Genomic DNA, 12247 nt, shown 5'->3' with positions numbered 1-12247 from the left:
AGAAGACGGGCCCGAGGGCTGAACACCGCCGTACAGGTGCGGTGTTCAGCCCTCGGTCACGAGATGGTCGAGCTCCCCGGTCACGAGGTGGTCGAGCTCCCCGGTCACGAGGTGGTCGAACTCCCCGTCCTTCACACCGAGCAGCAGCGCCTCTATCTCGGCCGGTGTGTAGACCAGCGCCGGTCCGTCGGGGTGGCGCGAATTGCGCATCGCCACATCTCCGTCGGGCAGTTTCGCGAACTCCACGCAGGAACCCTGGGAGTTGCTGTGTCTGCTCTTCTGCCAGACGACTCCGCGAAGCTCTGTGGCCGCCATGCCGTTGTACACGTGGTGCACAGGACGCTCCCCGAGTTGCAAGGTGCAAGTGTCAACTGTCTCGGATCATAGCTGTGTTCAATTTCTGCTGCATGAGCGGATGCATGGGCAGATGCACGTGCACGCGGGGTGTTCCCGCGATTACAGCTTCCGCCAGGAGAGACGTGTGAAGCTCCTCTCACGCTCCCGATTCCGGGAGTTGACTCATCGGCGGCTCTTACGACCCACTGGTAGCTTGGATGGCCATTCGTCTTCCAGGGGGAATTCCACATGTACAAAATCGCCCGTACCGGCGCAGTCCTCGCCACCGGTCTGCTGACCGCTCTCGTGCTCACCGGTTGCGGGAGCGACGGCGACGAGAGCGACGCGGGGAAGGACTCCGGGGCCGCCGCGACCCCGTCGGCGGGCGGCGACAGCGCCTCGCCCTCCGGAGCGGACGGCGAAGGCGGCGACTCCGCGGGGGGCGCCAAGGCACTGGAGGGCGCCTGGGCCGGGCAGACCGACGGCAAGGCGGTGGTGCTGTCCGTCGCGTCCGGGAAGGCCGTCGTCGTCGCCGACTCCCACGTCTGCTCGGGCACCGTCACGGATCTCGGCAAGCCGATGCTGGAGCTGAAGTGCGCCGACGGCGACACCGCCCGGACGATGGGGGCCGTCGAGTCCAACGACGGCAAGACCGTCGTCATCTCCTGGGACGCCGGTGCCAGGGACAAGCTCGCCAAGACCGACGCCGGCGCCCTGGAGAACCTCCCCGACCTGCCGGACCTGCCGACGCCGTGACGCCGGTACGCCGGTGACGCCACGGCGTCAGGGGGTCAGCCCCCGGGAGAAGTCCTCCAGCGCGTCGAGCAGCAGACCGGTGCTGTTGCGCAGGACCGGGCCGGCCCCGGCGGAAGGCTCCGCCCCGGCCTGCCGCGCCTCCTCGTCCACCGCCCGGTTCTCCTCCTCCCAGCGCTCCAGCGCGTCGCGCACCTGCGTCCAGTCCGGCACCCGCCGCTCGCGCACCGCCTTCGCGCCCTGCTCGGTGGCCCGGCGCAGCGCCTCGGCCAGCGGGGCCGCCCCCGGTACGGGCGTGGCCCCGCGGCCCGGCAGGTGCGCCTCCATCAGCATCGCGACCCGGCCGAGCTGGGCCAGCGCGTGCTGGGCGGCGTCGGCGGCACCGTGCGAGAGGCCGCGGTGGCGCACCGGTTCGTGCTGGGCGGTCGCCACCGCCTCCTGCCAGGCGACCCGGGCCTCCCGGGTCGCCAGCAGGGCCCGGCGCACGTCGTCGGGGCCGCGCTCGGCCGGGTCGGCGTACTGGTCGACGACGGCGGCGGCGTACCGGCCGTCCGCCTTCAGCCAGTCGCCGAGCCGGCCACGCAGCCTCGGGGTCTCCCAGGCCGGGTAGACCGCGTACGAGATCATCGCGAGGAGCCCGCCGACCAGGGTGAGCAGGACCCGTTCGAAGACGGTCTGGGACCAGTCGTCCCCGGCCATGCCGAGCAGGAAGACGACGTACGCGGCGACGCATGCCTGGCCGACCGCGTAGCCGGTGCGCATCAGCAGGTACATCAGCAGGGCGCAGACCACGGCGAAGGCGGCGGAGAGCCCGGGACCCGGGTGCGCGGCCTGGACGATGGCGGTGGCGAGGAAGACGCCGACGACGGTGCCGACGAACCGGGCGGCCGAGCGCGCGTACGTCTGGGAGAACTCCGGCCGCATCACCATCACGGCCGCCAGCGGCGCCCAGTAGCCGTGCCCGAACGGCAGGGCCCGCCCCAGCAGGTAGCCGACCGCGGCGACGGCGGCGAGCCGGACGGCGTGCCGCAGGATCGGGGAGCCGTGGTGCACCTCGCGGCGCATCGCCCTGATCACGACCGGGACCAGCCGCAGCAGCGTGGGGCGCGGCTGGTGCGGGGCGGCCGGCCGCCCGCCCCGGCCGGCCTTGATGGCGTCGGCGGCCTCCTCGGCCCCGGCCCGCTCCTCCTTCGTGCCGTCGCCCTCGGCCGCCTCGATCACGTCCGAGAGCAGGGCGGCGAGCCGGTCGGCGGCGCGCAGCGGCGGACCGGTGAGCAGAGAGCCGGTGTCGGGGGTCTTCAGCGCGGCGACAGCGGGCGCCGGCAGTTTCACCGGGTCGCCCTTGCGGATGGCGCGGGCCGCCGCGTCGAGCAGCCCGGCGGCGGCGGCCAGCAGCTCGCGGACGCGGTCGCGCTCGGGGCCCTCGGGCGGCACCCCCATGGCCGGGTCGGCGAGCGAGGCCAGCACCGGCCTGATGCGTTCGGCGACCCCGCGTGAGCCGTGCAGTTCGGACGGGCGGCGCCGGGCCTGGCGCGGGGTGACGGCGGCGGCCCGGCGCGCGAGCATCAGCGGCACCGGGTCGAAGTGGGCGACCGGGTCGTGGCGCAGCCGGCGGGCGTAGTCGGCCTCGGCGGCCAGCGCGTCGGCCAGCGCGTCGCGCTGGGCGCCCCATCTCCGGATCGGGAAGAGCACGATCAGGACCGCCTGGACGATCCCGCCGAACATGATCATCGCGCCGTGCAGGGCCGCCTCGGCGACGGAGGTGGGCAGGGTGATGGTGACCAGCATGATCGCGACGTTGGACGCGGCGATGATGCCGCCGGTCGGGCCCGCCGCCCAGGCCAGCCCGGCGAGGAAGGTCCAGAGCACCAGGAGGACCAGGAAGAGCGCGAGATGGGCGCCGGTGACGTAGCCGACGAAGGTGGACAGGCCGAGGCTCACCCCGGAGATCAGGGCGAGCACGGGCCGGGGGCGCCAGCTGCGCTGGAAGGTGGCGATGGCCGCCTGGAACGCGCCGAACGCGGAGCTGGCCGCGACCACGGGCCCGAAGAGCGCGAGGCTCACTCCGATGACCAGGGCGAGACCGGCCGCGCCGCGCAGCGCGATCAGCGGTTCGAGGCGCCGCCGCTCGATCGTCAGGCCGGAGCGGGCGGTCTCCTTCAGCGCCCGGAGCCAGCTCATGACCCGAGCCTAACCGGATTTCCGCTTTTGCCCGAGTTGTCGGTCCGGGCGGCGTCGGGGCGGGCTCGGGCCAGGCGGCGTCGGGGCGGGCTCGGGCCAGGCGGGCTCGGCCCAGATGCCGGGCGGGCGGGCCCGGGCCGGACGCCGACCGGGCGGGCTCGGGCCGGGCAGCATCCGGGCGGGCGGCCCGAGGCAGCCCGCCTCCGCGGTGCGGCCCGCCTCCGCGGTGCGCCCCGCCCGGGGGCCGGGCTCCGCCGCCGCCCCGGTTCAGTCCCGGATCTCCGGCGTCTTCCCGCCCATCCGGGCGCGGTCCGCCGCTCGGGTGCCGTGCGTCCAGCCGTCCAGGTCGGTGGCGCCCCTGACCCGGGTGGTCGTGGTCCGGGGGAACATCTTCTCGGCGGTGTCGGTGACCGCCAGGTCCCGCGCGGCGAGCACCGGCAGCAGCCCGGACCCGGCGGCCTGCGCACCGCTCCCGGCGCCGGCCTCGGCCGTGGCGCGGGCGGTGCCGTCGGCCAGCCGGCTGCCGAGGCGCTGGGCGTACGCCATCAGGAAGGACTGCCGGAACGTCTTGGTCCGTTTGCGTCCGCCGGCCCGTTGGCCCGCCTCCGCACGGGTCATCGCCGCGGTGCCCTGCACCAGCAGCGAGGTGTGGAGCAGTTCCACCGCCTCCAGGTCCGCATCGAAGCCCACGACCGTGGTGAAGCCGAGGTCGCTGTTCCACACGGCACGGCAGCGGTTCGCCGAGGCCACCGCGTCGAGCAGGATCGCCTTGGCCGTCTCGTACGGGGCGTCCACGCCGATCCGGCACGCGCCCGGTGTGCGGTCGCTGTGGGTACGGGCGGCGAGCAGGGCCTCGTCGATGCTGTGCCGGGCCATCAGCTCCTGCGCCTTGGCGGAAAGCGCCTCCGCCTCCTCGGGGAAGCCGGTCGCCTCCGCCTTCGCCAGCAGCGCCCGGATACGGGTCAGCATGCGGGGTTCGCCGGCGACGGGCGGCCGGTGCAGGGCCTCGCGCGCCGCGCCGGGCGGCGGCCCGACGGGCTCGATGGCGGGCAGGGCGAGCAGCAGCCGGTAGAGCCCGAGCAGCGCGGAGGCGTACGAGAACCGGTCGGGCCGGCCCGGGGGCGGCGGGGCGGGCAGCTCGTCCAGCTGGGAGCGCCAGCGCGGCGGCAGCTCCGGGTGGCGCCGGACCTCGGAGGCGATCAGCCCGGCGGCCAGGCCCGCCGCGTGCTCGTCCAGGTCGCGGCGGACGAGGCGTACGACGTCGGCGGGCAGCCAGCCGCGCTCCCAGGCACGGCGGACGAACTCCTCGCCCCGGCGCACCAGCTCCGCGTCGGCGTCGGGGGCGGCGGCGAGCAGCGAGGCGCCGGTGTCGAGACCGGCGTCGCCCTCCGTGTAGAGGGCGGCCGCGAACGCCTGGTCGATCACCGGTTCCATGAGGTCAGGGTAGGCGGGGCGGGATGCACAGGATTCATCCACACCCTGTGGATATCGAACGTTCGGCCGATCCGGCGGGCCGTGTCCTCCCCGCCGTTGTCAGTGGCGGGTGCCATGCTCGGCCGTATGACCGAACGCTGGGCACTGGCCGTCACGGAGGGCGGAGGTGCGCGGCTCGCCCCGCTGGACCGCGCGGGCCGGCCCGCGGGCCCGGTCGTGACCGAGCCCGACGCGGCGGCGGCCGTCCGCTCCCGGCCGGACGTCACCCGCTGGGTGTGGCGCTCGACGGCCGAGGTCTACCCCCGCCTGCTGGCCGCCGGGGTGCGGGTCGAGCGCGCCTACGACGTGGAGGCCGCCGAGTCCCTGCTGCTGGGCCACGAGGGCCGGCTCGGCGAGCCCCGCTCCGCCGCGGCCGCCCTGGCCCGGCTGCGCGGCGGCCCGGTGCCGCCCGACCCGCCGCCCCGGTCCGCGGTGCCCGGCTCCCAGTCCTCCCTGTTCGAACCGCCCTCGGGCCCCGAGCTGCCCTTCGACGCCCTGGTCGAGGTGTACGCGGCGCAGCTCGCCCGCCACGACGCGACGGACCGGCCCGGCCGGATGCGTCTGCTGACGGCCGCCGAGTCGGCGGGCACGCTGGTCGCCGCCGAGATGAACCGCGCGGGCCTGCCCTGGCGGGCCGACGTCCACCGCGAGGTGCTGCACGAGCTCCTCGGTGAGCGGTACGCGGGCGGTGGCGAGCCCCGCCGGCTGGCCGAGCTGGCCGACGAGGTGTCCGCCGCGTTCGGCCGCCGGGTGCGCCCGGACCTGCCCGCCGATGTGGTGAAGGCGTTCGCCCAGGCCGGCGTCAAGGTGCGCTCCACCCGTCGCTGGGAGCTGGAGGCGCTGGACCATCCGGCGGTCCGGCCGCTCGTCGCGTACAAGAAGCTGTACCGGATCTGGACCGCGCACGGCTGGAGCTGGCTCCAGGACTGGGTCCGCGACGGCCGCTTCCACCCCGAGTACCAGCCGGGCGGCACGGTCAGCGGGCGCTGGACGACCAACGGCGGCGGGGCGCTCCAGATCCCCAAGGTGATCCGGCGGGCCGTCGTCGCGGACGCGGGCTGGCGCCTGGTCGTCGCGGACGCCGCCCAGATGGAGCCGAGGGTGCTGGCCGCGATCTCCCGCGACCCGGGCCTGATGGAGGTGGCGGGGCACGAGGGCGACCTCTACACCGCGCTGTCCGACCGCGCCTTCCACGGCGACCGCGACCACGCCAAGATCGCGCTGCTCGGTGCCGTCTACGGCCAGACCTCCGGGGACGGCCTGAAGAATCTGGCGGCCCTGCGCCGCAGGTTCCCGCGCGCGGTGGCCTATGTGGACGACGCCGCGAAGGCGGGCGAGGAGGGCCGCCTCGTACGGACCTGGCTGGGCCGCACCAGCCCGCCGGCGGCCGGGCACGGCGAGGACGGGGAGGCCGGCATCCCGCAGGAGGAGGCGGAGCGGAAGGAGGGGGAGCGCCCCGGCTTCCTGCCCGGCTACGCCTCGTCGGACGCCCGGGCGCGCGGCCGGTTCACCCGGAATTTCGTGGTGCAGGGCAGCGCCGCCGACTGGGCGCTGCTGCTCCTGGCGGCGCTGCGCCGGTCGGTGGCGGCCGCCGGGCTCCGGGCCGAGCTGGTGTTCTTCCAGCACGACGAGGTGATCGTGCACTGCCCGCTGGAGGAGACCGACGCGGTGGTGGGGGCGATCCGGGAGGCCGCCGAGCTGGCCGGGCGGACCGCCTTCGGCGAGACCCCGGTGCGCTTCCCGTTCACCACGGCGGTGGTGGAGCGCTACTCGGACGCGAAGTGAGGGGGCGGGAAGGGTGAACGGCCCGGACCGAACCCCCTCCGGCCCGGGCCGTGCGCCGTACGTGCCCCGGACGGAGCCCGGGGCACGTGGCGCGGCGGTTACGGCCGCCCGCCGGTCTGCCCGTCTACCCGCGTTCCCACAACGCGGGGACATTCGGCGGCTCCCAGCCGGTCAGGGCGGTGTGAGCCTGCAGACAGCGGTACGCGACCCCGCCGTATGTGACGCGGTCTCCCGCGCGGTAGGCCGTCCCGGCCGCCCAGGTGCCGCCCGGGGTGGTCGGCGGGTCGGTCGGGTCGGTGGGGGGATCGGTCGGGTCCTTCGGGTCCTGGGCGACGTTGAGGACGAAGTCGAAGGTGCCCTCCTTGCCGGAGCCGGCCGACCGGACGTTCATGAGCAGCGCCGCGTCGTACAGCATGTCGGTGTTGTTGCGCGGCTCGCCCGGGAAGTACAGCTGGGTGGTGAGGATGCCCGAGCCGGGCGCCTGCGCCTTCACGTGGATGTGCCGGGTGCGGCCCGGGTAGAGCCCCGGCACGATCGTGGTGAGCGTGAAGGCGCCGTTCTGATCGGTGAACTGGTGGCCGCGGAAGCCGAATCCGCTCATGTCGTACGCACCGGCGTTGTCGGCCTGCCAGAAGTCGAGCAGTACGCCGGAGATCGGCCGGCACCCGCGCCCGAAGACGTATCCGCTGACGGTCAGCGGGACACCGGGCGTCGAGGAGGTCACCAGGCTGGTGCGCAGCGGGGAGTTCGGCTTGAAGTACGGGCCCTCGATCTGGTCGTGGGTCGGCTCGTCGCCGTCGTCGCAGTCCGGGGTCGGGGCGAGCGGCCGGCCGGTGTTCCCGGCGTCGCGCGCCAGCGCCACCCCGCCGCCCGCGAACAGCGGTACGGCGGTGGCCACCAGGGCCGCCTTCAGCAGGGACTTGCGGCTGATCGCCGGGCCGCCTGCGGCTTCGGGCGCGCCTGCGGACCCGTTGACTTCGGGTAACTCGGGGGATGCGGGGGGCATGGCTGACTGACTCCTCGGGATGGTGGGGAAGGGCACGTGCGGGTGCGGGGGCCCGGGGCGCGCTGCCCCGGGCCCCCCTCCTCGATCGCCGGAGGGGCTGGGGCGGGCTCTACAGCGCCTGCCACAGGGCCGGGACGTTCGGCGGCGTCCAGCCGGGCTGCGCCAGGTGGCCCTGGAGGCAGCGGTAGCTCGCCGAGCCGTACGTCACGACGGCACCGGCCGCGTAGGTGGTGCCGGCAGCCCAGGTGCCGCCCGGGTTGGTCGGCGGGTCCGTCGGGTCGGTGGGCGGGTCGGTCGGGGTGCCGCTGGTGACCAGGGTCAGCCCGTACGCCTGGAGCGCCGGGTTCAGCGGCTGGAAGTACGTCGTACCGCCCTGCGAGCAGTTGCCGGTGCCGCCGGAGGTGACGCCCTGGGCCTGGCTGCCGGAGATGAACGAGCCGCCGGAGTCACCCGGTTCGGCGCACACGTTGGTCCGGGTCACCCCGGAGACGGTGCCCTCCTGGTAGGTGACGCTGCTGTTGCGCTGCTGGACCGTGCCGCAGTGCCAGCCGGTGGTCGAGCCCGACCGGCAGACCGAGGAGCCCTCGATCGCCTCGGTGGAGCCGGTGACCGTCACATCGCCGTTGCCGTAGCCGTTGACCAGCGGGCGCGGGGTCCAGTTGGTGTTGGTGGCGACCCAGGAGTAGTCCCGGCCGGGGAACGTGGAGCCCTGGAAGGAGCCCTGCGCCTGCTGGTTGTAGCCGCTGGTGCTGACGCCCGGCGTGCCGCAGTGCCCGGCGCTGACGAAGCCGCCCTGGGTGCCGCGCTTGACGGGGAAGCCGATGGAGCAGCGGCCCGAGCCGTTCATGTAGTACGCGTCGCCGCCGCGCAGATCGGTGAACGTACGCGGCTGCTCCGCTGCCTGAGTGACCGTCACCAGCTCGCGGGACACGCCGGCCTTCGCCAGGAACGCGTCGGCGGCGGACGCCCTGCCCGCCTGGACGACGACGCGGTTGGTGCGCACGTCCACGTACCAGGCCGGTATGTCCTTCGGCGCGGTGCGCAGCGCGACCCGGTCCAGCGCGGCTTTGGCGGCGTCGAGTTCGGCCAGGCTGTGGTCGACGACCTCGGCGCGGGCGCCCGCCTTCGCGATGCGCGCGGCGTCCGAGGCGTCGGTGGTGGCGACCGTCAGGTCCGCCGCGTCACCGCTGACCCGGGCGCCGGCGAACCGGTCGCCCAGCGAGTACCGCAGCCCGGCGGTCACGGCGGCGGCGCGGGACTCGTTGCCGATCCGGCCGCGGGCCTCGGTCGCGGTGAGCCCGAGGTCCCGCTGCATGGCCTTCAGCAGGCCGGGCGAGAGCTGCGCGGTCTGCGCGGCGGGGGCGGGGGCGTGGGGGGCGGGGGCGGCGGACGCGATGCCGGTCAGCCCGGCGAGCGCGAGCGCGCCGACGGCCACGGTGGCGGTACACGCGGCCAGGGCCCGTCTGCGGAGCATGGATCTCTCCACGGAACTCTCCTTGACTTCGGGGGAATTGCCGCCAAGGTAGCCGCGTACACGTCAGCTTCAGGAGATCCCGTCCGCCCCATCACATCGCGTTATGGGGCGCCCTGACCGGCCACGACACGGCCGGGCGGGTCCGCACTCCCCCTGCGGCCGCGACCCGAGTAGGTTCCCCTCATGCGAATAGGCCAACTGCTGGGCAGCGGACGCAACGCGGACGTGTACGAGCTGGACGAGACGTGGGTCCTGCGGCGCTACCGCGACGGGATGGACGCCTCCCCCGAGCTCCCCGTCATGTCCTACCTCTCGGCATCCGGTTATCCGGTCCCACGGCTCGGCCCGCAGCCCCCCTCGGCCGGCCCCGGCGACCTGGTCCTGCAGCACCTGCACGGCCCGACGATGCTGAAGTCCCTGCTGTCCGGGGCGGTCGGCGCCGAGGAGGGTGCCGCCCTGCTGGCCGGTCTGCTCGCCGATCTGCACACCGTCCCGGCCCGGCTCTCGCCCAACCCCGAGGACCGCGTCCTCCACCTCGATCTGCACCCGGACAACGTGATGCTCACGGCGGACGGCCCCGTGGTGATCGACTGGAGCAACACCGAGGAGGGCCCGCCGGCTCTGGACCGGGCGATGTCGGCGCTGATCCTGGCGCAGGTGGCAGTCGACCCGGCCCACCCGGCGACGGACGACGCCCGGGTGCTGGTCACCGCCCTGGTCCCGCTCCTGGCCGCCGACGACGGCATCCCCGCCCGCCATCTCGCCGACGCGGCCGCCCGCCGCACTCTCAACCCGACGATGAGCCCGGCGGAGAAGGGCCTCATCGGCGAGGCGGCGGCCCTGGTCACGGCGCTCATCGGCTGAGGCGCGGGGGCAGCGGACGCGACCGCCGGGGGCTCGCGGGCCTGACCCACTCCGGGTGCTCGCGGTCCCGGCCCACCCCCCGGGAGCTCGCGGGCCTGGCCCAACTCCGGGTGCTCGCGGGCCTGGCCCACCCCCGGGAGCTCACGGGCCTGGCCCAACTCCGGGTGCTCGCGGGCCTGGCCCACCCGCGGGTCAAGCCCGCTGCGCCCACCCGCGGGGTCCGGCCCAGCCCGCCGCCGGCCGCCCGGCCCAGGCCGCCCGACGCTGCTCGCCTCAGGCCGACGCTGCTCGCCTCAGGCCGGCAGGCACGGCTCGACTCAGGCCGTCAGACACGGCTCGCCGCCGACCGGCAGACACGGCTCGACTCAGGCCGTCGGGGCGGCGAGCGGGGCGTCGGACAGGGCCTGCCGGGCGAAGGCCACGACATGGGCGCGCAGGTCGAGACCGCCGGCCCCGGCCCCAGCTCCGGCCTCCGCCTCGGTGCCGATGACGAGGCGGGCGAGCTGCGGCACCGCGTTGGGCCAGGCGGCGAGCCCGATCAGGCTCAGCAGGCAGGCCGCGACCTGCGGCGACGCCTCGGTCCCGAAGCTCTCGGCCAGGGCGGCGATCTTCTCCTCGTAGTGGCCCCGGCGACGCTCCTCGTTGGGCAGCACGCCGTCGCGGTAGTGCAGGCCCTCCCAGAAGAAGAGCCGGACGAGGACCGGGTTGTCGCGGTGGAAGTCGTACACCCGGCCCACGTACTCCGCGGGGTCGTCGCCGCCCTTGAGCGGGACGGCCTCGGCCAGCTCGTCCAGCGCGCGTCCCACGACGGCGTCGAACAGCTTCTGCTTGTTGCCGAAGTAGCCGTAGATCCGCTCCTTGTTCACGCCGGCCAGCTCCGCGATGCGGTCGACGCGCGCCCCGGCAATGCCGTGAGCCGCGAATTCCTCCTTCGCCGCAGCGAGGAGCCGTTCCTTGGTGTGGGTCGTGTCCGGGGTCATGAGCCCAGCGTAGAGCGGGTTCCCGGAGATGCCAACCAACTGGATGGTTGACACCCAACTAGATGGTTGGCATGGTGGAACACGTCGCCGCAGGCCCCACGCTCCGACTTCCGCACGCATCCGCGTATCCGCGTATCCGCCCCGCCCCGCCCCGCCCCGCCCCGCCCCGCCCCTTGGATGGGACTCCATGACCACCACCACTGCCGCCGCCCGCCCCGCCACCGCATCCGCCACCACCCCCGCCCAGCCGGCCGCACTGCCCTCCGTGCACATGCGTGCCCTGCTCACCTGGATCGCGGTCTTCGCCGCCCTGACCGTCGTACAACTGCTCATCGGTCCCTACGTCAAGGGCTTCCCGATGCTCCTGCGCACCCTGGTCATCACCGGGATCGTCGTGCCGGCCGTCGTCTACGCCCTGGTGCCGAACCTCCTGAAGGTCCGCGCCGCGGTCCTGTGCCGCCGCCGCTGAGCCCGCTGCACAGGGCCCGAATTCCGTTGCCGTCAGGGGAGTTCGTCCAGCAAAATCAGCCCCCGTGACCACACCCGGACAGCCCTCGGCAGCCACACGGCCCGCATCCGACCCCGCGCCCGCCACGCCCCGCCCACTCGCGCTGATCACCGGGGTCGGCCGCACGGTCGGCATCGGCGCGGGTATCGCGCGCCGGCTGGCCGCCTCCGGCTGGGACATCGCCTTCACCTACTGGACGCCGTACGACCGGCGCATGGCCTGGGGCGAGGAGCGCGGCGCGACCGCCGCCATCGAGGCGTCCCTCGCCGAGCACGGCGCCCGCACCGCGGCGATCGAGGCGGACCTCATCGACCCCGACGCCCCGGCCCGGGTCTTCGACGAGGCCGAGCGCCGGATCGGGCCCGTCACCGCGCTCGTGCTGAGCCACGCGGAGTCGGTGGACTCCGGGCTCCTCGACACCACCCTCGCGAGTTTCGACCGCCACTTCGCGGTGAACGCCCGCGCCACCTGGCTGCTGATCCGGGAGTACGGGCTGCGCTTCCGCTCCCCCGCCGGGTCGGGCCGGATCATCGCGCTGACCAGCGACCACACGGTCGGCAACCTCCCGTACGGGGCGAGCAAGGGCGCCCTGGACCGCATCACCCTGGCCGCCGCCCGCGAACTGGCCCACCTCGGCGTGACCGCCAACGTCATCAACCCGGGCCCGGTGGACACCGGCTGGATGACCGAGGAGCTGGCGGACCTCCTCGCCCGCGAGACCCCGCTCGGCCGCCTGGGCACCCCGCAGGACACCGCGCACCTGGTCGACTTCCTCTGCTCCCCGCAGGGCCAGTGGGTCAACGGCCAGCTGCTCAAGAGCAACGGGGGCGCGGCGTGACCCCGGGTCCGCACCCCTTGTCGCGGTGGTCATCGGGTCATTAGGGTCA

The 12247-nt window shown here is 74.7% G+C and carries 11 protein-coding genes; 5 read left to right on the top strand and 6 right to left on the bottom strand.

The genetic code is table 11. The features are described 5' to 3' along the window. Positions 1-45: 45 nt before the first annotated feature. A complete protein-coding gene (locus E6R18_RS01220; RefSeq protein ID WP_136314920.1) occupies positions 46-336 on the bottom strand; it encodes a DUF397 domain-containing protein in 291 nt (96 codons plus the stop codon). A gap of 249 nt (positions 337-585) precedes the next feature. Here E6R18_RS01220 and E6R18_RS01215 point away from each other — a divergent pair, with 249 nt between their 5' ends. Continuing rightward, positions 586-1092, top strand: coding sequence for a hypothetical protein (locus E6R18_RS01215; RefSeq protein ID WP_136314919.1), 507 nt, complete (start codon positions 586-588; stop codon positions 1090-1092). A 27-nt stretch (positions 1093-1119) separates the two neighbouring features. Here the strand turns inward: E6R18_RS01215 and E6R18_RS01210 are convergent, their stop codons facing one another. Together E6R18_RS01210 and E6R18_RS01205 are read right to left on the bottom strand one after the other, a co-directional pair. Then, the gene (locus tag E6R18_RS01210) at positions 1120-3270 is read right to left on the bottom strand and encodes an FUSC family protein (RefSeq protein ID WP_136314918.1); all 2151 of its coding nucleotides are present in this window, start codon (positions 3268-3270) and stop codon (positions 1120-1122) included. A gap of 267 nt (positions 3271-3537) precedes the next feature. Beyond that, the gene (locus tag E6R18_RS01205) at positions 3538-4704 is read right to left on the bottom strand and encodes a DUF2786 domain-containing protein (protein ID WP_136314917.1); all 1167 of its coding nucleotides are present in this window, start codon (positions 4702-4704) and stop codon (positions 3538-3540) included. Positions 4705-4830: 126 nt separating this feature from the next. Between E6R18_RS01205 and E6R18_RS01200 the strand changes: the two genes are divergently transcribed. Further along, positions 4831-6528 carry a bifunctional 3'-5' exonuclease/DNA polymerase gene (locus E6R18_RS01200; RefSeq protein WP_136314916.1) on the top strand — a complete coding sequence of 566 codons (1698 nt, stop codon included), beginning with the start codon at positions 4831-4833 and terminating at the stop codon, positions 6526-6528. 124 nt (positions 6529-6652) lie between these two features. Here the strand turns inward: E6R18_RS01200 and E6R18_RS01195 are convergent, their stop codons facing one another. Both E6R18_RS01195 and E6R18_RS01190 read right to left on the bottom strand, forming a co-directional pair. Next, positions 6653-7534: a carbohydrate-binding protein gene (locus tag E6R18_RS01195; protein ID WP_136314915.1), complete on the bottom strand. Its 882-nt coding sequence runs from the start codon at positions 7532-7534 to the stop codon at positions 6653-6655. 109 nt (positions 7535-7643) lie between these two features. Further along, positions 7644-9008, bottom strand: a complete 1365-nt coding sequence (locus E6R18_RS01190; protein ID WP_136314980.1) for an alpha-lytic protease prodomain-containing protein — start codon at positions 9006-9008, stop codon at positions 7644-7646. A gap of 183 nt (positions 9009-9191) precedes the next feature. Here E6R18_RS01190 and E6R18_RS01185 point away from each other — a divergent pair, with 183 nt between their 5' ends. After that, positions 9192-9872, top strand: a complete 681-nt coding sequence (locus E6R18_RS01185) for a phosphotransferase (RefSeq protein ID WP_168712252.1) — start codon at positions 9192-9194, stop codon at positions 9870-9872. 365 nt (positions 9873-10237) lie between these two features. On the opposite strand, the gene E6R18_RS01180 is transcribed toward E6R18_RS01185, so the two are convergent. Then, the gene (locus E6R18_RS01180; protein WP_136314914.1) at positions 10238-10852 is read right to left on the bottom strand and encodes a TetR family transcriptional regulator; all 615 of its coding nucleotides are present in this window, start codon (positions 10850-10852) and stop codon (positions 10238-10240) included. A gap of 187 nt (positions 10853-11039) precedes the next feature. Here E6R18_RS01180 and E6R18_RS01175 point away from each other — a divergent pair, with 187 nt between their 5' ends. Together E6R18_RS01175 and E6R18_RS01170 are read left to right on the top strand one after the other, a co-directional pair. Beyond that, positions 11040-11321, top strand: a complete 282-nt coding sequence (locus tag E6R18_RS01175) for a hypothetical protein (protein WP_136314913.1) — start codon at positions 11040-11042, stop codon at positions 11319-11321. 64 nt (positions 11322-11385) lie between these two features. Beyond that, positions 11386-12198 (top strand): SDR family oxidoreductase, encoded by an 813-nt coding sequence (locus E6R18_RS01170; RefSeq protein WP_136314912.1) that lies wholly within the window; start codon positions 11386-11388, stop codon positions 12196-12198. Positions 12199-12247: the final 49 nt, after the last annotated feature.

Source organism: Streptomyces sp. A1277 (genome assembly GCF_004795015.1).
In the GTDB taxonomy this organism is placed as follows: domain Bacteria; phylum Actinomycetota; class Actinomycetes; order Streptomycetales; family Streptomycetaceae; genus Streptomyces.
Note: the sequence above shows the minus strand (reverse complement) of the source record. Positions and strands in the feature narration are given on the sequence as shown.

What these genes read in the sequence shown, in the direction of transcription:
- E6R18_RS01205 (WP_136314917.1), bottom strand. Translation starts at nt 4,704, where the DNA reads ATGGAACCGGTGATCGACCAGGCGTTCGCGGCCGCCCTCTACACGGAG.
- E6R18_RS01215 (WP_136314919.1), top strand. Translation starts at nt 586, where the DNA reads ATGTACAAAATCGCCCGTACCGGCGCAGTCCTCGCCACCGGTCTGCTG.
- E6R18_RS01200 (WP_136314916.1), top strand. Translation starts at nt 4,831, where the DNA reads ATGACCGAACGCTGGGCACTGGCCGTCACGGAGGGCGGAGGTGCGCGG.
- E6R18_RS01180 (WP_136314914.1), bottom strand. Translation starts at nt 10,852, where the DNA reads ATGACCCCGGACACGACCCACACCAAGGAACGGCTCCTCGCTGCGGCG.
- E6R18_RS01175 (WP_136314913.1), top strand. Translation starts at nt 11,040, where the DNA reads ATGACCACCACCACTGCCGCCGCCCGCCCCGCCACCGCATCCGCCACC.
- E6R18_RS01195 (WP_136314915.1), bottom strand. Translation starts at nt 7,534, where the DNA reads ATGCCCCCCGCATCCCCCGAGTTACCCGAAGTCAACGGGTCCGCAGGC.
- E6R18_RS01185 (WP_168712252.1), top strand. Translation starts at nt 9,192, where the DNA reads ATGCGAATAGGCCAACTGCTGGGCAGCGGACGCAACGCGGACGTGTAC.
- E6R18_RS01190 (WP_136314980.1), bottom strand. Translation starts at nt 9,008, where the DNA reads ATGCTCCGCAGACGGGCCCTGGCCGCGTGTACCGCCACCGTGGCCGTC.
- E6R18_RS01210 (WP_136314918.1), bottom strand. Translation starts at nt 3,270, where the DNA reads ATGAGCTGGCTCCGGGCGCTGAAGGAGACCGCCCGCTCCGGCCTGACG.